Origin of the sequence: Sphingomonas sp. OTU376 (assembly GCF_038440415.1) — a bacterium.
Taxonomy (GTDB): Bacteria; Pseudomonadota; Alphaproteobacteria; order Sphingomonadales; family Sphingomonadaceae; genus Sphingomonas; species Sphingomonas kyeonggiensis_A.
Genome location: NZ_JASATQ010000083.1, coordinates 1 through 19,779 on the forward strand (window position 1 = coordinate 1; position 19,779 = coordinate 19,779).

General features: G+C 59.4%; 24 protein-coding genes, 1 tRNA gene and 1 pseudogene. 12 read left to right on the forward strand and 14 right to left on the reverse strand.

Features of this window, described 5'->3' with window-relative positions; translation table 11 throughout:
- Positions 1 to 94: 94 nt before the first annotated feature.
- Complete coding sequence (locus AAHM44_RS22300; RefSeq protein ID WP_342251369.1) at positions 95 to 976, forward strand: ROK family protein; 882 nt, start codon at positions 95 to 97, stop codon at positions 974 to 976.
- Positions 977 to 1,011: 35 nt separating this feature from the next.
- Here the strand turns inward: AAHM44_RS22300 and AAHM44_RS22305 are convergent, their stop codons facing one another.
- Positions 1,012 to 1,635, reverse strand: coding sequence for a DNA-3-methyladenine glycosylase family protein (locus AAHM44_RS22305; protein ID WP_269574238.1), 624 nt, complete (start codon positions 1,633 to 1,635; stop codon positions 1,012 to 1,014).
- 63 nt (positions 1,636 to 1,698) lie between these two features.
- On the opposite strand from AAHM44_RS22305, the gene AAHM44_RS22310 reads away from it, so the two are divergent.
- A complete protein-coding gene (locus tag AAHM44_RS22310) occupies positions 1,699 to 2,016 on the forward strand; it encodes a 2Fe-2S iron-sulfur cluster-binding protein (RefSeq protein WP_342251370.1) in 318 nt (105 codons plus the stop codon).
- A gap of 44 nt (positions 2,017 to 2,060) precedes the next feature.
- Here the strand turns inward: AAHM44_RS22310 and AAHM44_RS22315 are convergent, their stop codons facing one another.
- From AAHM44_RS22315 to AAHM44_RS22325, 3 genes are read right to left on the reverse strand one after another with little or no spacing between them, the layout of a single operon-like run.
- Complete coding sequence (locus AAHM44_RS22315; RefSeq protein ID WP_342251371.1) at positions 2,061 to 2,822, reverse strand: hypothetical protein; 762 nt, start codon at positions 2,820 to 2,822, stop codon at positions 2,061 to 2,063.
- Between the two features lie 16 nt (positions 2,823 to 2,838).
- On the reverse strand, positions 2,839 to 3,588 hold the full coding sequence (gene rlmB / locus AAHM44_RS22320; protein ID WP_269574240.1) for a 23S rRNA (guanosine(2251)-2'-O)-methyltransferase RlmB: 750 nt from the start codon (positions 3,586 to 3,588) through the stop codon (positions 2,839 to 2,841).
- The gene (locus AAHM44_RS22325; protein ID WP_342251372.1) at positions 3,588 to 5,213 is read right to left on the reverse strand and encodes a M20/M25/M40 family metallo-hydrolase; all 1,626 of its coding nucleotides are present in this window, start codon (positions 5,211 to 5,213) and stop codon (positions 3,588 to 3,590) included. The genes rlmB and AAHM44_RS22325 overlap by 1 nt, the downstream gene beginning before the upstream one ends.
- A 113-nt stretch (positions 5,214 to 5,326) precedes the next feature.
- Between AAHM44_RS22325 and AAHM44_RS22330 the strand changes: the two genes are divergently transcribed.
- Positions 5,327 to 5,412 (forward strand) — tRNA-Tyr (locus AAHM44_RS22330).
- A gap of 193 nt (positions 5,413 to 5,605) precedes the next feature.
- Here the strand turns inward: AAHM44_RS22330 and AAHM44_RS24855 are convergent.
- Positions 5,606 to 6,238, reverse strand: a pseudogene (locus AAHM44_RS24855) (tyrosine-type recombinase/integrase); the annotation flags it as partial.
- Between the two features lie 21 nt (positions 6,239 to 6,259).
- Here AAHM44_RS24855 and AAHM44_RS22340 point away from each other — a divergent pair.
- Both AAHM44_RS22340 and AAHM44_RS22345 read left to right on the forward strand, forming a co-directional pair.
- Positions 6,260 to 6,637, forward strand: coding sequence for a hypothetical protein (locus AAHM44_RS22340; RefSeq protein ID WP_342251374.1), 378 nt, complete (start codon positions 6,260 to 6,262; stop codon positions 6,635 to 6,637).
- Positions 6,638 to 6,764: 127 nt separating this feature from the next.
- Positions 6,765 to 6,959 (forward strand): helix-turn-helix transcriptional regulator, encoded by a 195-nt coding sequence (locus AAHM44_RS22345; protein ID WP_184000764.1) that lies wholly within the window; start codon positions 6,765 to 6,767, stop codon positions 6,957 to 6,959.
- Positions 6,960 to 7,027: 68 nt separating this feature from the next.
- On the opposite strand, the gene AAHM44_RS22350 is transcribed toward AAHM44_RS22345, so the two are convergent.
- Positions 7,028 to 7,447, reverse strand: a complete 420-nt coding sequence (locus tag AAHM44_RS22350; protein WP_342251375.1) for an excalibur calcium-binding domain-containing protein — start codon at positions 7,445 to 7,447, stop codon at positions 7,028 to 7,030.
- Between the two features lie 347 nt (positions 7,448 to 7,794).
- Between AAHM44_RS22350 and AAHM44_RS22355 the strand changes: the two genes are divergently transcribed.
- The 4 genes from AAHM44_RS22355 to AAHM44_RS22370 all read left to right on the forward strand — a co-directional run bounded on the left by AAHM44_RS22355 (position 7,795) and on the right by AAHM44_RS22370 (position 11,942).
- Positions 7,795 to 9,540 carry a hypothetical protein gene (locus AAHM44_RS22355; protein ID WP_342251376.1) on the forward strand — a complete coding sequence of 582 codons (1,746 nt, stop codon included), beginning with the start codon at positions 7,795 to 7,797 and terminating at the stop codon, positions 9,538 to 9,540.
- Between the two features lie 18 nt (positions 9,541 to 9,558).
- Positions 9,559 to 10,020 (forward strand): MucR family transcriptional regulator, encoded by a 462-nt coding sequence (locus AAHM44_RS22360; RefSeq protein WP_342251377.1) that lies wholly within the window; start codon positions 9,559 to 9,561, stop codon positions 10,018 to 10,020.
- A gap of 135 nt (positions 10,021 to 10,155) precedes the next feature.
- Entirely contained in the window at positions 10,156 to 10,338 is a 183-nt protein-coding gene (locus AAHM44_RS22365; protein ID WP_342251378.1) for a hypothetical protein, read from the forward strand.
- Between the two features lie 89 nt (positions 10,339 to 10,427).
- Complete coding sequence (locus AAHM44_RS22370) at positions 10,428 to 11,942, forward strand: ATP-dependent nuclease (protein WP_342251379.1); 1,515 nt, start codon at positions 10,428 to 10,430, stop codon at positions 11,940 to 11,942.
- 101 nt (positions 11,943 to 12,043) lie between these two features.
- Here AAHM44_RS22370 and AAHM44_RS22375 read toward each other — a convergent pair whose 3' ends face one another.
- Together AAHM44_RS22375 and AAHM44_RS22380 are read right to left on the reverse strand one after the other, a co-directional pair.
- Positions 12,044 to 12,487 carry a hypothetical protein gene (locus tag AAHM44_RS22375; protein WP_342251380.1) on the reverse strand — a complete coding sequence of 148 codons (444 nt, stop codon included), beginning with the start codon at positions 12,485 to 12,487 and terminating at the stop codon, positions 12,044 to 12,046.
- Positions 12,484 to 13,032, reverse strand: coding sequence for a hypothetical protein (locus AAHM44_RS22380; protein WP_342251381.1), 549 nt, complete (start codon positions 13,030 to 13,032; stop codon positions 12,484 to 12,486). Before AAHM44_RS22380 ends, AAHM44_RS22375 begins: the two co-directional genes overlap by 4 nt.
- Before the next feature lie 150 nt (positions 13,033 to 13,182).
- On the opposite strand from AAHM44_RS22380, the gene AAHM44_RS22385 reads away from it, so the two are divergent.
- Positions 13,183 to 13,776, forward strand: a complete 594-nt coding sequence (locus AAHM44_RS22385) for a recombinase family protein (RefSeq protein WP_342251382.1) — start codon at positions 13,183 to 13,185, stop codon at positions 13,774 to 13,776.
- A gap of 16 nt (positions 13,777 to 13,792) precedes the next feature.
- On the opposite strand, the gene AAHM44_RS22390 is transcribed toward AAHM44_RS22385, so the two are convergent.
- The gene (locus AAHM44_RS22390; RefSeq protein ID WP_342251383.1) at positions 13,793 to 14,596 is read right to left on the reverse strand and encodes a hypothetical protein; all 804 of its coding nucleotides are present in this window, start codon (positions 14,594 to 14,596) and stop codon (positions 13,793 to 13,795) included.
- Positions 14,597 to 14,813: 217 nt separating this feature from the next.
- Here AAHM44_RS22390 and AAHM44_RS22395 point away from each other — a divergent pair, with 217 nt between their 5' ends.
- Positions 14,814 to 15,332 (forward strand): hypothetical protein, encoded by a 519-nt coding sequence (locus AAHM44_RS22395; RefSeq protein WP_342251384.1) that lies wholly within the window; start codon positions 14,814 to 14,816, stop codon positions 15,330 to 15,332.
- Positions 15,333 to 15,456: 124 nt separating this feature from the next.
- Here the strand turns inward: AAHM44_RS22395 and AAHM44_RS22400 are convergent, their stop codons facing one another.
- The 5 genes from AAHM44_RS22400 to rph form a co-directional block, all read right to left on the reverse strand.
- The gene (locus AAHM44_RS22400; RefSeq protein WP_342251385.1) at positions 15,457 to 16,206 is read right to left on the reverse strand and encodes a pentapeptide repeat-containing protein; all 750 of its coding nucleotides are present in this window, start codon (positions 16,204 to 16,206) and stop codon (positions 15,457 to 15,459) included.
- Positions 16,203 to 17,009: a hypothetical protein gene (locus AAHM44_RS22405; RefSeq protein ID WP_342251386.1), complete on the reverse strand. Its 807-nt coding sequence runs from the start codon at positions 17,007 to 17,009 to the stop codon at positions 16,203 to 16,205. Before AAHM44_RS22405 ends, AAHM44_RS22400 begins: the two co-directional genes overlap by 4 nt.
- Before the next feature lie 424 nt (positions 17,010 to 17,433).
- On the reverse strand, positions 17,434 to 17,610 hold the full coding sequence (locus tag AAHM44_RS22410; RefSeq protein ID WP_269574254.1) for a hypothetical protein: 177 nt from the start codon (positions 17,608 to 17,610) through the stop codon (positions 17,434 to 17,436).
- A gap of 101 nt (positions 17,611 to 17,711) precedes the next feature.
- The gene (gene rdgB, locus AAHM44_RS22415; RefSeq protein WP_269574255.1) at positions 17,712 to 18,344 is read right to left on the reverse strand and encodes an RdgB/HAM1 family non-canonical purine NTP pyrophosphatase; all 633 of its coding nucleotides are present in this window, start codon (positions 18,342 to 18,344) and stop codon (positions 17,712 to 17,714) included.
- The gene (gene rph, locus AAHM44_RS22420) at positions 18,341 to 19,054 is read right to left on the reverse strand and encodes a ribonuclease PH (protein WP_184170397.1); all 714 of its coding nucleotides are present in this window, start codon (positions 19,052 to 19,054) and stop codon (positions 18,341 to 18,343) included. The genes rdgB and rph overlap by 4 nt, the downstream gene beginning before the upstream one ends.
- 106 nt (positions 19,055 to 19,160) lie before the next feature.
- Between rph and AAHM44_RS22425 the strand changes: the two genes are divergently transcribed.
- Positions 19,161 to 19,670: a DUF6438 domain-containing protein gene (locus AAHM44_RS22425; protein WP_269574256.1), complete on the forward strand. Its 510-nt coding sequence runs from the start codon at positions 19,161 to 19,163 to the stop codon at positions 19,668 to 19,670.
- Positions 19,671 to 19,779: the final 109 nt, after the last annotated feature.

Genomic DNA, 19,779 nt, shown 5'->3' on the forward strand with positions numbered 1-19,779 from the left:
CTCCCCCCCCCCCCCCACGGCCCCGGACTTCTCCTCTGCGGCCGCCTTCGGGCGGCCTCTTTTTTGTCCGGGCGAAGCGGGTTAACTGGGCGCCATGACGCAGGAAAAGCTGATCGCCGGCATCGAACTCGGCGGCACCAAGTGCGTGGCGCTGCTCGCCACCGGGCCCAACGATGTGGGTGATCGGGTAACCGTGCCCACCACCGATCCGGCGGCGACGCTGGCGGCACTCGAAGCCGCGCTCGATCGCTGGAGCTTCGATGCGATCGGCGTGGCGAGCTTCGGTCCGGTGGGCCTCGATCGCGCCCGCGCCGACTACGGCTCGATCACCGCGACGACCAAGCCCGGCTGGACCGGCACCGACCTGATCCGCCGGCTCGAGGCACGCTACGGCAAGCCGATCGGCTTCCAGACCGATGTCGGCGGCGCGGCACTCGCCGAAGGGCGCTGGGGCGGGGCGCAGGGCATGTCGGCGCATGCGTATATCACGATCGGCACCGGCGTCGGCGTCGGCCTTGTCACGGGCGGCGTGCCGGTGATGGGCTGGGCGCATGGCGAGGCCGGCCATATGCGCCTGCCGCGCGCGCAGGGCGACAGCTATGCCGGCTGGTGCCGCTTCCACGGCGATTGCCTCGAGGGCCTGATCTCCGGTCCGGCGCTTGCCGAACGCTTCGGCGTGCCGGGCGACCAGCTGCCCGATGACGGCCCCGAATGGGACCTGTTCGTCCATGACCTGGCGGGCATGCTCCACAATCTCGTGGTCACCGCGGCGCCGGAGCGTATCGCGATCGGCGGGGGCGTGGTGGCGGCGCGCGACTATCTGTTCCCCAAGCTGCGCACCCGGCTGGTCGAGAGCCTTGGCGGCTATGGCGCGCTGGCGGAATGGGCCGAGGGGATCGAGGCCCGGCTCGGCGCACCGGGGCTGGGCACCATGGCGGGGCCGCTCGGTGCGATAGCGGTGGGGCTGGAAGCGTAGAACTCCCCTCCCTTCCAGGGAGAGGCTAGCCCTCCTCAGATCACTTCCATCTCGGAATTATAATGGTGCCACGCGAACACCGCCGCCGCGCCGCGATGCGGGCGCCAGGCTTCGGCGATCTCCCGGGTAAGCTTCTCGCTCGGCCGCTCGGCATGGCCCATGATCCGCCCGACTTCGATCTGCACCGCCAGGTCGCCCGCCGGCCAGATGTCGGGCCGGCCCTCCGCGAACAGCAGATAGACCTCGGCGGACCAGCGACCGATGCCCTTGATCCGGACAAGCTGGGCGATCGCTTCCTCATCGTCCTCTGCCAGATGCGCGAAGTCGAGCCGCCCGCTGGTCACTTCCTCGGCAAGGCTGCGGGCATAGGCGACCTTTTGCCGCGATAGCCCGGCCGCGCGCAGATCGTCGTCGCTGACCCGGGCAACGGTCTCCGGATCGCTCAGCGTGCCCAGCTGCGCGGCCATCTTGTTCCAGATCGACTGCGCCGCGGCGACGCTCACCTGCTGGCCGACGATCGTGCGCAGCAGCGTCTCATAGCCCCGGTCGCGGATGCGGGGCGGAGGATAGCCTACGCGCCCGATCGCGGCGGCGATCAGCGGCTCGCGGCTCGCCAGGGCGTCCAGCGACGCCTTGAGTTGCTCGGCGCTCAGCCCCATGCGTGCCCGCCTTGCGAAGCGCCGCGTTCGGCGGCATGGACGAAGCAGGACCAGGAGAAGACCATGCCCAAGCTTATCGTCGTGACCAGGAGTGGTGAAGAGCGTGAGGTCATGGGCGAGGCGGGCCTGAGCGTGATGGAAGTGATCCGCGAGAGCGGCTTTGACGAGCTGCTCGCGCTGTGCGGCGGCTGCTGCTCCTGCGCGACCTGCCACGTCCATGTCGATCCGGAATTTGCGGCCAAACTGCCGAAGATGAGCATCGACGAGGACGACCTGCTCGACAGCGCCGGCGACCGCGACGCGACGTCGCGTCTGTCTTGCCAGCTGCCCTTCACCGACGAGCTCGACGGCCTGCGCGTGCGGATCGCCGAAGAGGATTGATCGAAATATCCCTCTCCCGCAAAAGCGGGAGAGGGATAGTCAACTTACTGTACCGCCCGCACCCGGATCGACGCCATCGGCGCATCGGTGGTGGTGGTGTCGGTCTTCCAGGTGATCACCTTGTCCTTGCCGGTGGTCACCGCGCCTTGCTCATTGTTCTGGCTCACCAGCTCGGCGTCGGTGGTCAGGGTGAAGGTGCCCTGCAGGCGCGTGAACGCCTCGCCCATTCCGCCCGGCATCATCGCCAGCGCGCTCATGTCGCCCATATTGCCCATGCCGCTGCCGCTCATCCGCACATAGCCCGGCGCCTTCACGCGGATCAGGTCCTTGCCGCGCAGCTCCACCGCGATCCACGGCATGATCATCTGGTTGTCCAGATTGTACGGGAACAGGAAGCCGTGATCGAGCACGCCGGAGATCTGGTAATCCACCCAGAACATCCCGTTGCCGCGATACTCGACATTGCGATAGCCCGCCTCCTTGGCAACCTCGATCGCGAGCTTGCGGAAGGTCTCGTCCTGCTTGGCCTTCTCCTCGGGCGTCAGCGTGAAGTCCGGCTCCTTCTCCGGCGCCTTGGCCTTCTTGCCCGACTTCTCCTTGGCGGCCTCTTCCATGCCCATCTGCATCGCCTTGCCCATGAAGCTCTGCAGATCGACCGCCATCACCTCGCCCTTGTAGGTGAAGGTGAAGGTCCGGTCGGCATGGATGGTCAGCGCCGAATCGAACTTGCCGGGCACGAACAGGCAGCTGGCGAGCACCAGCGGCGCCATCAGCGCGAACGCGACGGCCTTCAGACGATGCAACATGAGTCCCCCTTGGCAATCAGCCGCGGGCGCTCACCGCATAGAGCGCGATCGCCGCGGCATTGGATACGTTGAGGCTTTCGACCTTATCCGAGATCGGCAGCTTCGCAAGCTCGTCGCAATGCGCCTCGGTGTTCTGGCGCATGCCTTCGCCCTCGGCGCCCAGCACCAGCGCGATCTTGCTCTGGCCACCCATAACCTCGGCCAGCGTGCCCTTGGCATGGCCGGTCAGGCCGATGCGCCAGAAGCCCGCCTCGGCGATCTCCTCCAGCGCGCGGGCCAGGTTGACCACCCGGCACCATGGCACCTGCTCCAGCGTGCCGGCGGCGGCGCGGGCCAGCGTGCCGGTTTCGCCGGGGGCGTGCCGGTCCTGCGTCACGATGCCCAGCGCGTCGAACGCCGCCGCCGAACGCAGGATCGCGCCGACATTGTGCGGGTCGGTCACCTGGTCGAGCACCAGCAGCGGCCGGTTGTCGCCTTCGCCCTGCGCCAGCAGGTCGCCCAGCCAGATCTCCTCGAGCGGATCGACTTCGGCGACCAGCCCCTGGTGCGGGGCGTCGCCGGGCACCAGCCGGCCGAGATCGGCGGCATTGGCGAAGGTGATCGGGATCGTCGACGGGATGTCGAGCCCGGCCAGCGCGTCGTGCGTGCCCCAGATCTTGCGGACGTTGCGCTCGGGATTGTCGAGCGCCGCCAGCACCGCGTGCCGCCCGTAGAAACGCGGGCGGTTCGCGGAGGCCTGGCTCGGCCGGTGACCACGCTTGGCCATCAATGTGCTCCCGGTGCCGCGTAGAAGCCTTCCGAGGCGTTCGGCTCGGTTGCCAGCGGCAGGCGCGGCAGCGGCTCGGGCGCGTTGGCGGCGTTGATCAGGAAGGCGGCGAGGATGATCGCGCCCTGGCGCATGTCGTCCGCCTTCAGATGGTCGAAGGTGTCGACATCGGTGTGGTGCACGTTCGAGCCGTAGTCGAGCGGATCCTGGATGAACTGAAAGGCCGGGATGCCCACCGCGTCGAAGAACACGTGATCGGTGCTGCCGGTGCGGGCGGTGGCCACCTTGGTCGCGCCGAACGAATTGAACGGCGCCAGCCATTCGCGGAAGATCGGCACCACCGCGGTATTGCCCTGGGTGAAGATGCCGCGGATCTTGCCCGAGCCGTTGTCGAGGTTGAAATAGGCGGCGAGCTTGGCGTGGTCCGGGCCCGGCTGGATCGGGAAGCCCTTGCTCCAGCCCATGTAGCGGGCATAGCCGCTCAGCGCCGGATCGACCGGGCGGCTGGCGACATGGTTCTCGACATAAGCCATCGAGCCGAGCAGGCCCTGCTCCTCGCCCGACCAGAGCGCGAAACGGATCGCGCGCCTGGTCTTGATGCCCGATGCCTTGATGATGCGCGCGGCTTCCATCACCATCGAGACGCCGGCGGCGTTGTCGGCGGCGCCGTCACCCATCGCCCAGCTGTCCATGTGCGCGCCGGCCATCACATAGCCTGCCTTGGCATCGGTGCCGGGGATGTCGGCCAGGATGTTGTATGCCTTGGTGTCGCTGTCGTCGAAGCTGACGTCGCTGTTGAGCTCGAGGCTCGGCGCCATGCCCATCTTGGCGAGGCGGGCGAGGCGGCGATAATCCTCGGCGGCGATCTCGAAGCCCGGCAGCGGCGGGGTGGCGCCGACCTGGAACTGGCTGTTCTGGCCGTGCACCAGCTTGCCGTTGCGCGACGAAATGGTCGCATAGCCGACCGCGCCCTCGGCCTTCAGGAAGGCGTCGCGCTTGGCGGCGAAAGCGAGGCGGCTCTGGCTGCTCGGGCGGCGATTCGCGGTGGCGGCGCCGTTCTGCAGCTGGAAACTGTCGTAGCGGTCGAGATCGGCGTCGCTCCAGCGGCGGAAGTCGAGGTCGGTCGAATCGGTGATGTCGGTCGGCTCGGTGAGCAGGGCGATCTTGCCCTTGAGCTTGCCCTTATACTGGTCGAGCGACGCTTCGTCCGCAATCGGCGCCAGCACGACCTGGCCGGTGACGGTTCCGTTGGTTCCCGGCGTCCAGGCAAGCGGCGCGGCGACCAAAGTCAGCGGACGCGGCGCAACCATCTTCACACTGGCATTCTTCGCCGACCAGCCGCGGCCGAACTCAAAGCCTTCCTTGTGGACATTGGTCAGACCCCATTCGCGGAACTTGGCCTGGGTCCAGTCCTCGGCCTGGCGCATCGGCGGCGAATTGGTGAGTCGCGCGCCGATCACGTCGGTGAGGTACTGCGCGATGCGCATCACTTCGCTGTGGTTGGTGCCCTGATCGACGATCTTGTCGACCGGCGCGCTCGGGCCGTCCGGTCCCTTGGCGATGGCGAGCGGCGCCATGGCGGTGGCGGCGAGCAGCGTGGCGATGGCGAAGGAAAGTCGGCGCATTATGGACCCCTGTTTGGAAGCGGCGGACGCTATGCTGCACAAAGTCTGCGCGCAAGGCGTTGACAGGCGCGCGTCGCTTCGGCAATGGGCCCCCTCTCGCCGAACGGCGCCATGGACAGGTGGCCGAGTGGTTAAAGGCAGCAGACTGTAAATCTGCCCGTGCAAGCGTACGCTGGTTCGAATCCAGCCCTGTCCACCACACCCCCCTCTGAGAGGGGGGTGCCTTCTAAGCCCCCATCGTCGTTCGCTGCGGCATCCGCCGTGTGTAGTTCCTGTGTAATCGTACTAGGACGCTTATCGAGCATCGCCACGGCGTGGTCCAAGTGATCGCCGTAGATATGTGTGTAGCGCAGTACCATCGCGAGCGTCTTGTGCCCGCTGATCCGCTGCACCGTGGGTAAGTCGACTCCGGCCTTTACCAAGCGCGTGATGGCGGTGTGTCGCATGACGTGCGGCGTAACCTTCTTGGGGTCCAGGCCTGCGTTAACGACCGCGCGTTGAAACCCCTTTCCCATGGACACTCGGTGCGGCTTCTTGCAGCGTTCGGCGGCAGGAAACACCCAGCCATCCTTATCCGTGTCTTGTTGCTGTTGCCTGAGGAGAAGTTCGGCCAACGCGGGTGTGATGGGCTGATCGCGGGCGCCGGCTTTTGCCTGCGGAATGCGTATGCGGCGGTTATCAAAATCGATTTGATCGTATCTCACGCGAAGGATTTCGCTATGCCGCATGGCTGCGTTGAGGCCAAAAGCGACGAACAGGTGTAGTTTGGGATCAACGTCCTCAATCGCGGCGACCGTGAGCGCCGCTGCATCGGCGTCGGTCAATACGATGATGGGCTTTGCGGTCTCGGCAGCTTTGCTAATTCGCGGACGATCACCAGCGGCAAGCCACTGCCAATCGATCATGCGATTGAACATGTGGCTGAGGGTCGAAAGCTCCCGGTTTACGGTTGCAATTGGCGATTCCAGGGAGCGGCGAGCCGCGTACTCGGATACGGCGAGAGTGGAAACACGGTTGATTGGCATCTTGCCGAAGGCCGGGATGAGATGGCGGTCAATGTGGCGCCGCTTGTTGATAATGTCTTTGCCACCCGTCTTGCCGAGCCGCTCAAGGTAGTCGGCGGCGGCCTGCGAGAAGAGAGGGTGTGCCTTGCGGCGCTTGGGAAGGTTCAGGCGCCCAGCACGCGCGTCCGTGCGGAACTGCTCGATTTGGCGTTCCGCCTGCTCTCTACGCACTCCTTCGCTCTCTTTACCGACGACGCGATGAATGCGCTCGCCATCGACCATGATGTTGATTGCGTACCGAAGATCGCCATCAGCGAGTCGGGTAACTTCAATGCCATGTTCCGTCAGGCGAGAGCCTGCGGTAAGTCCCTTGATAGAACTCCTCGAAAGCTTGGTGAACTTAAGAGACATGTATTATAAGCTCCAATAATAAAACTAAGACTAATACCCGGTACTAAGGGTTTTTCTCTGGCGTGGCGGCCGATACATCGCGCTCATCGATCGAATTCCGGCCCGATCGACTCACCATGTTGTGGAGCGTTAGATTATGAATATTTCGGAGTCCACCCCCGACGGGCGGGTGCCTCGTTCTCGCGCTGCGGCCATTCTTGGTCTGTCGGCCAAGACACTTGCGAATTGGCAGACGCGAGGGCTCGGGCCGCGCAGCGTTCGAGTGGGCGGGCGTCGCTTCTACTATGTCGCCGACCTGCTCGCCTTCATCGAGGCGGGCGCGCTGGTTTGATGCAAGTGCATCGATGGGGCTGCCGTTCCCAAGCGATCATACGTAACCGATCGGGGGGGGCAGAGCCTCTAGTTTCCGTAGTAGGGCTCGCACGCGATGCCGTCGCTGTCGCCGTCAAGTTCCGATCGATACCCCGGCGAGCCGCGATAGATCGGCGCGAAACCAGCCGAGCGTGCCTCGTTACAGTTGTGGAAATGGCGAGACTGCTCGACCATTCGCTGCTGCTCCTCATTGGCTCGAATCTGGTCGGCCATGGCTGTGGAGCCGGTTAGCGTGGTCTGGATCATCGGCGCTGCAAAAAACACGACAAGACCCACTGCCAAGCACCCGGTTAGGACCTGTGCGCCAAAAGGCGTCGGTTGCTGCTTGCGGCGATGGCGGGAGCGCGGCGGCATCGCCAGATGATCACATGCGCAACCTTGCAAATGACCTAACGTCTTCATGGTTGGCATAGCGTGGTCGCTGTGGAGTTCGATGGCGGCGGGCATCGTCTGACGAGCATTTCACCAACTTGCTGTGAGTTTCGGGGCTTTTCACGCCGATCCCTCATTCATCATCCTTTTCCACCGCCTCCGGCTTTAGAACGCCGGAGGTGATTTCATAGAATTGGATAGACGTGCTATTTAATATCGCTCCTAAAATTAACATATCCAGAAGTATATAAACTGAAAATCTGGAATGATTCTGAATAAACCCTATACATTTTTAAACTTTCATACCCGGAAGGGGGTTGACGAACGGCTGAGCGGGCGCCACATGGCGCTCGCTACAAAGTAACTCGCCTCTCTATAGAGTATATTAGAGATAAGTTACTTTATTATATAAAGATACTTCTATGACTACCTATAAAGCTGTTAGCAAATCTCTTTACGATTCCTCCTATGAAACCCTTATGAATGACCTTAATGGGTTTCATATTGTTCCTGATGTTGATACTGAGAACGCTTTAAAGGAGCTTCTCAAGGTCTTTGAAGGTGGATTGAGAAGTCTCCTTCAACCTAGTTTCTATCTCAGTAGTCTCGATCCCGGCTCTGGAAAGACTCAAGCGATTTCCTCCTTCCTCAAGGCTTGGAAATCCAATGGCTTCCTTCCGGAGGGGAGCGTCCTCGTAGGGGTGAAGACCAAGGAAGAGATTCGAGCCCTTGTGAACCGTCTCGGTTTGGATGATGCGGACTTCGCCTGCTTTACGAGTGACGAAGGCATCAACGCCCTCGGCCTGGGTGATCGGCGGCGTGGCGAGGCTAGGATTCTGCTCACCACGCAGCAGATGATCCTCAGTCGGACTCGGGATCGCACGTTCTCGGCGGCGAGTGATTTCCACTATGAGGGTAGTCCTAGGTCGCTGCGCATCTGGGACGAGAGCCTTGTCATTGCAGAACCGGTGATGCTGTCCTGGTCCAGTCTCGCGGCGTTGGTTGAGCCGTTGAAACCGCGCTCTCGAGGCTTTGCCCTGCGCATTGAGCGCTTCCTTGGGACGCTGTCCGATAAGCTGGGCGAGGTGGTCGCTATTCCGAGCCCCTTTGGAGATTTGGCGAAGGAAGCTCTTAAGGACCGGAGGGGCCTGAGCGATGCCCACGTGAAAACGCTCGAAGGCATTCAGTTGGTCGCTGGTCGATCGATGTGGCTAGTTGCGGAATCTGGTAAGGCGGAACGTGCTCTAGTTGGTGCGAGCAAGCCTCTGCCGGCCGATTTCGCCCCTGCCATCATTACCGACGCCTCCGGGCGTGTGCGTGGCACCTACGATATCTGGGAAGATGCAGGCGGGCTCGTTCGATTGCCCGCCAAGGCCAATGACTACCGGAATCTTCGTGTCCACCTTTGGGCTACCAAAGTTGGGAAAGACATTCTCCGGCATGTTGGCGCATCTCGTGATATCTACGACGAGGTTGCCAAGGCCATGGAGGCCAAGCCTGATGAGCGTTGGTTGGTGATTTCCTACAAGGCTAGCGATGATCTCAATGTTCATAAAGACCTGCGCGACACCGTAGATGAGGCTGTGTCCTTCGAATATCTTTCGTGGGGGCTTCACCACGGCACCAATGCGTACAAAGATATCAAGAACATCGTCATCATTGGCTCGGGCTTCTATCCCGCAGTCGCGTACACGGCTCTAGCTCTCGCTGCTTCTGGCAAGCCGGTTGGTGGGGTGGGGCTTGAGACTCTGCCGGCGCTCAAGGGGGCGGAGTTCCAGCACAATTTCCTGCAAGCCATCATGCGCGGCAATGCGCGGAATAGCAGGGACGGGATCGCGGGGGAATGCGACGTCTATATGGTCGTTTCCAAGGCGCCTGCGCCAGCGGCCTTGATTAGGGAGGCCTTTCCAGGCTGCGTAATTGATCCTTGGGGTCCACCGGAAGAGGACATGAGCGATCACGGAAAGGCTTTGGTCGAATTTTTGAAATCCTATTTCGCGTCGTCGCCGGGAAAATCGGTTACGAAGAAGGCTTCCAGGGAGGCTGCTGGCATCCCCACTAAGCAACGGCTCACGACAGTGCTGGGCGAGGCTCGGGTGCAGCAAGCGCTTGTGCAAATGGATGTGGTTGTTACCACCAACAAGTTCGTCGGGCCGGATGGGCACTAAGTTTTTAGGAGTATTATAATGGCAGATGAAGCAACGTTGAGCCCCGTCGAACTTGCTGCGGAACTCACCGCTGCGTGGTTGGCAAATCCCAACACCCGCTCGACCACGGAAGAAGCGGTGGCTTTCTTGACCTCGATTCATGCGGCTGTCGCGGAGCTGGGCAAGGTAGCGGCGGTTGAGCCTGAGCCTGTGGCGCCGGCCGAGCCCGACCATGTTCCTGCCGTGTCGGTGCGGAAGAGTCTTGCCAGCCGCGATCACATTATCTCGATGATCGATGGCAAACCCTACAAGACGCTCACGCGGCACCTGTCCACGAACGGGCTCACGCAGGACGAGTATCGTGCCCGATACAACCTGCCGAAGACTTACCCTATGACCGCCCCTGCCTACAGCGAGCAGCGGCGGGAAATGGCAAAGAAGCTCGGCCTGGGCCGTAAGCCGGGGCAAAAGGCTCCTGCGAAGAGGTCGGCTGCTAAATAGGCCCTATTTCGCCCTAGAAGCCCGTACAGGCGCAAAGTAGATTTAAGGCTAGTCGGATAGCCAAAATCGCCAATGGCTCTGTACGGGCCTTATTTCGATCTCTTCACGTGTTCGTTAATTATCCGGAGCGAAGTCATGGCAGAAGATCGAGTTTATATTGTCGGCGGCGAAGACGAAAATGGCGATCAACATCTGTTTGCCACGGACGATCTGGGGCGGGCGATAGCTAAGTACAACGAGTTGAAAGGGCGGCTACGGAAGGTCCAGACAAATGAGGGGTTAGCCGATGCCATGGATGCGGCGGCAAACCCGCACTAGCTGATGGTTGTGGTCGCGATAGCGCTGCCAGGCAAATTCGGTCGCAATATTAGCTCGATAAGCCGACAGTTGCCTGCTACCCCTTAGCCATGAAGGTCACAAGCTTCCGGCTCGCGGGCATACGCTGTTTTCATGACACGGGCCCAATTGAACTCAGCCCAACCTGCAATTTATTTGTTGGTCATAACAACGCTGGCAAGTCTACCTTGCTCAGGGGGTTGCTTTCCTTTCAAGGATTCCCTTTTGACGGCAAAGATATCCGCGCCGGCAGCGAGGCTGTATTCTATTCTATCTCGGTTAGCGAGGTGCATGATCGATCGCTTCTTCGGCATTTCCCGAAGCATGAGGCGGTAGCATTTCTAGCTTATAGAGTCTTTCGCGGTGAGGCGCCCGCCGACCTTAGCGGATTGCAGCACGTAAACGTGGGGGATGACCACGGCGTTTTCAACAATGTCCGGCCGAAGCACTACATAGTGCCTTTCGTCGCAAAAAGGAAATCATCGGGATTTGATCAGAATGTTACTCTAAATTCTCAGAATAATATAAACGGAACCTATTACAATCTATATAGTCGCATAGACCTTCTCGCTGTGTCCGGTCATCCGAGTCATGATGCATTTCAGGACGCGATAAATAATATCGTCGGACTTCCGATTACGACGAAAGCCTCTGATAACGGCAAAGAAGCAGGTTTTTATATTGATCGAGATAATTTCGTCCCCTTAGACAGGATGGGCGATGGCGTAGCTGACATGGTTGCTCTTATAGTTGAGCTATGCTTGGAAAGAAAAAAGCTATTTGTTATCGAGGAGCCTGAGACAAACCTTCATCCGAAGGGGCTGAAAGCATTGCTCGGGCTCATAAGAAACGGTTGGAATGAAAATCAATTTGTAATTGCTACTCATTCAAATATAGTCGTTCGAGAACTTGCCTATGACGAAGGAACAAAGGTGTTTCGCGTTCACCGCGATGGGGAAGGTCATTCAAATCCGTCTCTGGTAGAGGAGGTTCCGCAAGAAGCGGACGCGCATGCGGCTCTGCTCCGCGATCTCGGGTATGAGTTTGGAGATATGGGCCTGCACGATGCGTGGCTCTTCTTGGAAGAGTCATCGGCGGAGCAAATTATCCGCGATATACTCATTCCGGCGTTCACTCCGGAGCTAATCGGAAGGTTGCGCACTTTCTCCGCCAGCGGAGCCGATAATCTCGTTCCCTCACTGGCAGAATTTCAGAGACTTATAACATTTGTACATTTGCAGCCGGCATACAAGGGCAGGATATGGGTCCGAGCGGATGGGGACGATAAAGGTGTGGAGGTGATCAACAAGCTGAGAGGGAAGTTTTCCTCTTTTGATGGAGAGTTGTGCTCAACATTCTCTTCTCCTGCATTCGAGCGATACTATCCAAAGTATTTTTCAGATAGGGTGGGAGCGGTGCTGGCTATAGATAGCAAGCCAGAGCGCCGAGATGCAAAGACGAAACTGCTACGCGATGTGGTAAGTTGGACAAGAGATAACCGTCAGGTCGCGATTTTGGAGTGGGCAGAGAGTGCGGCTGAACCTGTAAAGCTCATTGAGAGTATCAGAAATAGAATATTCGCTTAAATGAACGCGTTCCAGGTCTTGGTGTGAGCATCCAAGTAATTTCGGCGATAGGCTGTGAATCGAATGGAGCGGCGACCTTGCGGATTCTCTAAGACATCGGGCTATCGAACCAGGGTGTGCTTTCCGAGCGCATCAATGGTTTCGAGCGAGGCGATGCGTTGGCCCGCCTTCTCCCACTTGCAAAGGTACGTTCCGCCGATGCTTGCACCAAAAGCGTTCGTCGCTTCGAACTTCCGCAAGACCGTCGCGTAGGAGCCTTGATCCTTATAATCCCATGCCATGGAAGGGTCATAGGATCGAGGCGAAACTAGCGCTGCCTTGAGCGTCAGGTCGCATTCCGTGACGATTTCAGTTTCATCCGGGGCGCTGCTTGTTGTCGCCTCGCTCACGGGCTCTTCATCGCTTCCGCTAGCGCATTGCGACACTAACAAGATGATGCCTATCACGCCGGCAACGAAGACGCCGTAGCAGCCTGCCTTTGCTATTTTGGGCTCGTCAAAAGTGCGTTCCCAGAAATCGCCGCTGGGCTGGGGTTCCTCGCTCATAGCAGCACCTGATTACCGGAGGCCGGGCAGGTTAGGTCTGCTTCGAGAGCGAACTTCCATGCATCGAAGAATTCGTGCTGTAGTTCGCAACCGGTTAGGGTTTGGGCAAGGCGGCGCATCCGGTCGCGTTGATCGGGGCCGGTGTTTCGCCGGCCGATCTTTTCGCGGCGATCTACAACAATCCTGTCGCGGGATGCGCGGATGATGAAGGTGTCACCCTCGAACTTAGCTTTGATATAGCGTCCGCCGTCCGGTTGAGCCTTGTTGAAGACGTATTGGATGGGTGCTGGCGCCGTCTGCGGTGTCGAGACCGTGGCGCTGGATAGAAGCAATCCTAGGATCATATAGCCTCCCCTTTGTTGAGAGGCTGACCCGGCAAAAGCCGGGTGTTGGAATCCCCGTGCGTAGCCCGAGGCACCGCTGCCTTTAGGCGCGAGCCCTGGACATAACGCAACGGTCACCCGGCCGAAGAATTCGACCGAGCTACGCGTCAAAGGGGATTCCACGCCCCACGCGCCGGACATACGGCAGCGCACTTCCTTCATGCCGGGGGAACCGGCGATCGGCAATGGCTCAGAACTTGTAAGTGCTGAGCCTAGGCACTTTCGCAATAGGAAGATGGCTCGGAAGATATGTTGACTCCTAGCGAGCTACGCTCAAAACAATTTTGTACCTTTTGAGCGAGTCGAAAGCCCATGAGCCGTATTTGTTATCTTCGTGTTTCTACCGGCGACCAAAGCGTCGAAGCGCAACGCAAGGCTCTCGGTGGCGGCCCGTTCGATAAAGAGTTTATCGATGAGGGCGTCTCGGGCTCGGTATATGCAGAGGATCGCCCCGGCTTCGCCGCGCTGCTGTCCTACGTCCGGGAGGGTGACACGGTTCACATTGCCGCGATCGATAGGCTCGGGCGTGATGCCCTCGATATTCAGGCGACCGTTCGCAAGCTCATCGGCAAGGGCGTGACCGTGAACGTTCTCGGCCTTGGTCCCATAGGGAAGGGCGTGGGAGAGCTTATCGTCGCCGTCCTGGCGCAGATCGCGGATATGGAACGCAATAGGATTAAGGAGCGCTGTGATGCCGGCAGGGAGGCCGCGAGAGCCTCGCTAGCTGCTACGGGGCGAACCCATAGAGGTAAGGTTAGCCTAGGTCGCCCAATGGCAGCGGACGCCGATGCGGTGCGGTCGTGGCGCAACGAGAATGGTGCAAGCATAAAGGCCACGGCACGACAGTTTGATTTGTCAGAGGCGACTGTTAAGCGTTATTGTGTTAGGGGCACAATAAAAGACTAGCACTCTTTAATGAATACTACACTTTCCAGCAGTCATCTAGGACAAGCCTCTTGGTCACTCCGCTCGCAGATTCAATCTGCCTGCCACGAAAAACTAGCTCCTTGGCAGTGGATACGTTATCGCCATGCAGGGACCAAGTCAGCCAAGCCTTGTTGCGCTGATTAAATGCTTCCGACTTTCTAACCGGCACAATTTTGTCTAATTCACTTATGTACGCCCTTCCATTTCCAGTCTTAGTGTTAAACCTAGTCATATTTCCATTGTATTCATGAAGATCTGGATTTTCCTCGCGCGTGTGCACCCAGGCACTAGTAGAATTATTGAACTCTACCAAAGTGGATCGAGGGCGCTCTAAGCAAACAATCACATCCTCATTGTCTATTGACCTATGAGCTTCTTGGAGACTCCCTTCCAACTTCTCCGACAAGTCATCAAAAAACGACTCATCTGTCCTGATCCGGGACTCAACATACTTCGTTTGGGGCTCTACGCTTAGATTACCGGTCGCTCGCTCAAGGGCTACGGTAGTGAAATCATAAAATACCTCTTTATTAAGGGGAGCGGATTTTGGTCGCCTTTTAAACCTGGCGGTAATGTCGAAAAGGACACTACCTTTTCTTGGAGCCTCGAAGAACAGCGCACCGCTCCTAAGTGCAGTAGCTCTTCCAACTACTTCGTCGGCCATAAATGCGTGGGTTGTGATCTGTAATGCTCGGGCAAAGCCGTGAAACGATGTTGATCCATCGTACAGGTCCAAGCCCTGCTCACCAATCCTGCCATCCGTAAAGCGCAATCGAAGCCGGAAAGCCTGATCCAGCATTGCTTACATCTCCCCCAAGCCGGGCCGGCACCGAAATGACTACCGCAGCACGATGACTATGGGTAATTCTACGCCTGCCAGATGGCCAGCGGAAAAGATTGGTGGAGGTAATGTGAGGCTACCGGATCGGTTCGAATGGAGTGAAATTGTTATAGTAGGAGTAGTCGGCGGGGTCGTCGGTGGCCTTGTTATATCGGCCCTTCGACTCGGTGCCTCCGTGGATAATCTTTTGAACTTCTGCGGGGGCGCGGTCGGCAGCGGATTGGCAGTCATCGCCACGCTTTGGCTTGAGCGGCGCAAGCGCGAGCGAGCGTTGGAGCAAATGTTGAATTCGCTCGTCATCGTCGCCGATGCCTCGCTACGATTTCGATATCTGACGGACGAATTGATCCTCCCCATGGCGCTGACGTTCCAACAGGGATTTGAAGCCCTTGAAGCTTCGAGGCTGGGAGTGACTATAACGAACCCTCTGCACCAGTACGCTTTCCATTCCGCTATGTTTTGGGTGAAGCGAAGCATGGATGAAATCAAAGTCGCCGTTTCGGATAAAGAATCTGGAAGGATATCCGAAGACAAGATGATCTCCGTATGCCGGGAGAGCGCATCTCATGTGTTCGAACCGATTCAGGATTTCCTCGATATTAAAGGGCTTCCTGTCCAGCCGAAGGCCAGTCTGAAATATGCCAAGGCCGCGAGGGAATTAGAGGCTCTGAATTATGCCGCACATCTGGCCTAGGTGGAGCGGTCAATGAGGCGCGGGGCGTGTCGAGTTTGGGCCAGAGGGTTCTGGCAGCAATGCGTAGCGAAGGCACTTGATGTCCAGCCTAATCTTGGGCAGGCACGCCAAGCGTGCTTCGTCGCTACAGGTCGCGCTCTACCCAATATGTATAGTTCCACTCGATCGCCTCAGCGGTATCGCGCCAACTCAGGTAATTTGTATTTGGGATCGATGCGGCAATCTCTTCGCGCATCTGAAACAGGCGGGAGAGCTTCTCCGGCGAAACAGGTTTAAAGGCCGTATTTATGCCTCCCGAAAAGAACAGGGCCATTGGTTGGCGAAGCTTATTACTTACGAGCTTCTGCTGATCGGGGTCAAATAGTGGCAGAGTATCTTTCAGAAAAGAAAGGATATTGCGTGCCGTTTCGAAGGAAATTATGTCACCCTTCCTCGCTTTGCGCAGGGTGGACTCACCAACATTCGACCGAGCGCTAAATTCTTTAAACCTCATTCCTAAAATATCGATGCACGAATCCACAAACCCGGGCCTAAATTTGATGAATAGTAAAATTGAATCGCTACTGTGGTTTTCTATGTCCGACAGCGAGTATACAAATTCATCTTTAAGCCAATTTTGGCTTTCATCTAATAATGATCTATTAAACGCTCCTTCGTCGAAAATCGTACCATTCATCGACGAGAACCGGATATCGGCATCGTCAAAGTTCATCCCCCGCAAGTCTTGCTGAGATAGGTCGAGCCCCACAAGATTGGCACCGCGATAAAAATCGAATACCTCTCTCTCAGACAGGGCTGCCAATTCCCTGAGAGATTTCGATTTAGATGATAGGATTCGCATAACCCTAGAGATGCCATCTTCGAAGGCACTCATTGTTTCGAAGCCAGCATATCGGCAATAAGTAAGTTTGAAAATTTGTCATCTATATCGCCGAATTCAAGTTGGGCGTCTCGGAGTGTCAACTTCAACTGCTGAATAGCTGCTGCCTCATTCATTCGGTTAAAGAGCGCTTCCTTTGCGATGTCTATAATCCCGGTTCCCTTGAGGGAGAGGTCATCTATCTCTAGGTCCTCAAACTTGCACGAAACAGTCACGCGTATCGCAGGATCGAGGCGCGCTTGATTCAAAAGGGACTTTACAGATAGCCGAGGCTCTTCCACCGGATTCCATGGCTCGCCCTCTAATGTTTCCGATTGTCCAGGCCTCAGTTCCCACGAAAACTCGCGGGCACCCTTTGGCTTAGGGGTTGCGATGATATTTGGGATATGTCGAACAAATCTATACTCTTCATCGGCGGTAGATTCGACTTCGCTTGATATAGAAGCGCCTGCAGCAATTTGAAGCGCGCTGGGGCTAATCTTCCCTAGCAGACTTGCATTTTGCTTAGCCTTTTCGTTCAATTTCAGAATCTTAGTATGCTCTAAGGAACTTGGCGGTATTGAGCGTGCGACTGACTCCCTATCAATCTCAAGTGGTTGCTCGACCGACACCGTTAGAAGAGCTTTCTTGAGCCTAACCCGAAAGGTGAATGGCATATCTGGATTGTCGCCACCCAAGCGACCTTGATGAAAGCTCAACTCAACGTGAACAGACGACGTTCCGCCATCGACGCGCAATGGCTTATGCCAAGCATCGATAGCGAGCACTTGCGACAACACACGTATCTGATTGTTCATGGTCCACCCCGTCTCGTCAGCAGTTTGTCGGAGGGTACCGCATTTTACAATCGCGAACGCGGAGCTTGGTGGCCCTTGCCGAGGTACCCCTCTGGGAACCGGTTCCGGGGTGAATGGCCCGCCCGCGTTCAAGGACCATGCCCCGCTCGGGTGTAAATATGGTGTAATCATGCCGGGAAAACAGGGGAAAAGGCGGGCAAATCATCACCTGCCGGAATGCCGGCCGATTTGGGCTAAGTAGCTCTAATCGTAGAGATTCAGGAACGTTGGGGCTTTATCGGGAATCTCCGGCTCACAGACTGTAAATCTGCCCGTGCAAGCGTACGCTGGTTCGAATCCAGCCCTGTCCACCACTTTCCCCGCGGGGCACGGCCCGCGGTTCAGGACATCGCCGATGAAATGCCCGGCATGAGCGCGGCCGGGCTCAGGCCTGCGCGGCGCCCTGCTCCTGGGCATGCTTGCGCTCGGCGGATTCGCGCCTGGCGCGCGCCGTCTTTTCCTGCGCGAGCAGGAATTCTTCGGTTTCTTCCTCGGTGACACCCTCGGCATGTGTCTTGTGCACATGCTGCATCATCGTCGCCCATTGGCGGTACGAACCCATCTGCGACCCCTCGCTTTTCCCTGATAACGAGAGGTCATAACGCAGGTGCGAACGGGATGACTCGCGAAATAAATCCTTAACGCGGCGCGAATCACGATTCCTTAATCAAGCACCGCCGCGACCAGCTGGCGGAAGGCATCGGCGCGGTGGCTCATCGCATGCTTGGCGGCCGGCTCCATCTCGCCGAACGTCTCTTCATGCCCCGTCGGCAGGAAGACCGGGTCATAGCCGAAGCCCTGCGTGCCGCGCGGCGGCCATACCAGGGTGCCGTCGACGCGGCCCTCGAACCACTCGACATGGCCATCGGGCCAGGCGAGCGCGAGCGCGCAGATGAAATGCGCGTCGCGCCCGGTTTCGGGTGGCAGCGCGGCCAGCTTGTCCTCGACCAGCTGCATCGCGACGCCGAAATCCTTGCTCGGCCCCGCCCAGCGCGCCGAGAAGATGCCGGGATCATTGTTCAGCGCTTCGACGCACAGGCCCGAATCATCGGCCAGGGCAGGGAGCCCCGAAAGATCCGCGGCCTGCAGCGCCTTCAGCTCGGCATTGGCGACGAAGGTGGTCCCCGTCTCCTCGGGCTCGGGCAGGTCGAGCTCGGCCGCGGAGACCGGCTCGATCCCGAACGGGCCGAGAAGCTCGCGAATCTCGCGTACCTTGCCGGCATTGTGGCTGGCGATCACCAGCTTACCGGGTTTGAGTTTGCGGATCGCCTGAGGAGTGTCGCCTTCGCCGCTCATCCGATTGCCTTCACCTGTGCTTCGAAAATCTGGTTGCAGCCGATCCGCGCGAGACGGAGCAGGCGGAGCAGCCCTTCCTCGTCATAGGTCGCGCCCTCGGCGGTCGCCTGCGCCTCGGCGATGTTGCCGTTCGACAGCAGGACGAAGTTCGCATCGGCATCGGCGGCGCTGTCCTCGACATAGTCGAGGTCGAGCACCGGCGTGCCCTGATGGATGCCGCAGGAAACCGCGGCGACCTGCGCCGTGATCGGGTCTTCCTTGATCAGCCCCTGGGCCATCAGCTTGTTCACCGCGATGCGCAGCGCGACGAACGCGCCCGAGATCGCCGCCGTGCGGGTGCCGCCGTCGGCCTGGATCACGTCGCAATCGAGCGTGATCTGGCGCTCGCCGAGCTTCTTGAGGTCGGTGACGGCCCGCAGGCTGCGGCCGATCAGGCGCTGGATCTCCTGGGTGCGGCCGGACTGCTTGCCCTTGGCCGCTTCGCGCTGGCCGCGGGTGTGCGTCGCGCGCGGGAGCATGCCGTACTCGGCCGTGACCCAGCCCTCGCCCTTGCCCTTGAGCCAGGGCGGTAGCCGCTCTTCGACGCTGGCGGTCACCAGCACGCGGGTGTCGCCGAAGCTGATCAGCACCGAACCCTCGGCGTGGCGGGTGAAATGCGGTTCGATGGTGATTGCCCGCATCTCGTCGGGGGCGCGGCCGGAAGGGCGCATCTGCTTCAGTCTCCTGCAAGGTTTGACGCGCCACGTAGACGTAACGGTTGGAACGCGCCAGTGTCGGCGGGCGATCCGTGTAGAGTGGCCGCAGGGAGAACAGGGTATGCGTAGGCTTGCAATCATCGGACTTGGGGCGCTGGCATTGTCGGGCTGCGTGAAGCCGAGTGGTGGTCCCGGCCCGGGCAAGCCGATCCCGATCGAAGGCGATTCGATCCGCTACGAGACCGGTCCCTGCTATGGCCGCTGCCCGGTCTATGCCGTCACCGTGCGGCCCGACGGCACCGGCGTGTTCGAGGGCAAGCGCTTTACCGCGGCCACCGGCGAGAAGCCGTTCAAGCTGACCCGCGCGCAATATGATGCCTTCGCCGCGGCGCTGGCGCCCTACCGCCCGGAAAGCGGCGAGGTCCGCTATGCCCCCGGCCAGAAGAATTGCGAGCCGGCAGTCACCGACGCCTCCAGCGTCAACGTCACCTGGACCCGCGCGATCGGCGACAGCCAGGGGCTCTATTTCTATTATGGCTGCCGCTCGGAAAAGAACCGCCCGCTTGGCCAGGCACTCGGCGACGCAGTCGAGGGGCTGCCGATCCACGACCTGATCGGCGAGCGGCCCTGATTTTCAGGCCCACTTGCACCCCGGGGGGGGGGGGGGGGGGGGGGGGGGGGGGGGGGGGGGGGGGGGGGGGGGGGGGGGGGCCGGGGGGGGGGGGGGGGGGGGGGGGGGG

Bases quoted from the DNA above. Each gene is read 5' to 3' on its own strand.
- AAHM44_RS22300 (WP_342251369.1), top strand. From the start codon at position 95: ATGACGCAGGAAAAGCTGATCGCCGGCATCGAACTCGGCGGCACCAAG.
- AAHM44_RS22325 (WP_342251372.1), bottom strand. From the start codon at position 5,213: ATGCGCCGACTTTCCTTCGCCATCGCCACGCTGCTCGCCGCCACCGCC.
- AAHM44_RS22380 (WP_342251381.1), bottom strand. From the start codon at position 13,032: ATGAAGGAAGTGCGCTGCCGTATGTCCGGCGCGTGGGGCGTGGAATCC.
- AAHM44_RS22425 (WP_269574256.1), top strand. From the start codon at position 19,161: ATGCGTAGGCTTGCAATCATCGGACTTGGGGCGCTGGCATTGTCGGGC.
- AAHM44_RS22310 (WP_342251370.1), top strand. From the start codon at position 1,699: ATGCCCAAGCTTATCGTCGTGACCAGGAGTGGTGAAGAGCGTGAGGTC.
- AAHM44_RS22410 (WP_269574254.1), bottom strand. From the start codon at position 17,610: ATGGGTTCGTACCGCCAATGGGCGACGATGATGCAGCATGTGCACAAG.
- AAHM44_RS22390 (WP_342251383.1), bottom strand. From the start codon at position 14,596: ATGCTGGATCAGGCTTTCCGGCTTCGATTGCGCTTTACGGATGGCAGG.
- rph (WP_184170397.1), bottom strand. From the start codon at position 19,054: ATGCGCCCTTCCGGCCGCGCCCCCGACGAGATGCGGGCAATCACCATC.
- AAHM44_RS22400 (WP_342251385.1), bottom strand. From the start codon at position 16,206: ATGAGTGCCTTCGAAGATGGCATCTCTAGGGTTATGCGAATCCTATCA.
- AAHM44_RS22385 (WP_342251382.1), top strand. From the start codon at position 13,183: ATGAGCCGTATTTGTTATCTTCGTGTTTCTACCGGCGACCAAAGCGTC.
- AAHM44_RS22315 (WP_342251371.1), bottom strand. From the start codon at position 2,822: ATGTTGCATCGTCTGAAGGCCGTCGCGTTCGCGCTGATGGCGCCGCTG.
- AAHM44_RS22355 (WP_342251376.1), top strand. From the start codon at position 7,795: ATGACTACCTATAAAGCTGTTAGCAAATCTCTTTACGATTCCTCCTAT.
- AAHM44_RS22345 (WP_184000764.1), top strand. From the start codon at position 6,765: ATGAATATTTCGGAGTCCACCCCCGACGGGCGGGTGCCTCGTTCTCGC.
- AAHM44_RS22340 (WP_342251374.1), top strand. From the start codon at position 6,260: ATGGCGGTCAATGTGGCGCCGCTTGTTGATAATGTCTTTGCCACCCGT.
- AAHM44_RS22370 (WP_342251379.1), top strand. From the start codon at position 10,428: ATGAAGGTCACAAGCTTCCGGCTCGCGGGCATACGCTGTTTTCATGAC.
- AAHM44_RS22375 (WP_342251380.1), bottom strand. From the start codon at position 12,487: ATGAGCGAGGAACCCCAGCCCAGCGGCGATTTCTGGGAACGCACTTTT.
- rdgB (WP_269574255.1), bottom strand. From the start codon at position 18,344: ATGAGCGGCGAAGGCGACACTCCTCAGGCGATCCGCAAACTCAAACCC.
- AAHM44_RS22405 (WP_342251386.1), bottom strand. From the start codon at position 17,009: ATGAACAATCAGATACGTGTGTTGTCGCAAGTGCTCGCTATCGATGCT.
- AAHM44_RS22365 (WP_342251378.1), top strand. From the start codon at position 10,156: ATGGCAGAAGATCGAGTTTATATTGTCGGCGGCGAAGACGAAAATGGC.
- AAHM44_RS22350 (WP_342251375.1), bottom strand. From the start codon at position 7,447: ATGCCCGCCGCCATCGAACTCCACAGCGACCACGCTATGCCAACCATG.
- rlmB (WP_269574240.1), bottom strand. From the start codon at position 3,588: ATGGCCAAGCGTGGTCACCGGCCGAGCCAGGCCTCCGCGAACCGCCCG.
- AAHM44_RS22305 (WP_269574238.1), bottom strand. From the start codon at position 1,635: ATGGGGCTGAGCGCCGAGCAACTCAAGGCGTCGCTGGACGCCCTGGCG.
- AAHM44_RS22360 (WP_342251377.1), top strand. From the start codon at position 9,559: ATGGCAGATGAAGCAACGTTGAGCCCCGTCGAACTTGCTGCGGAACTC.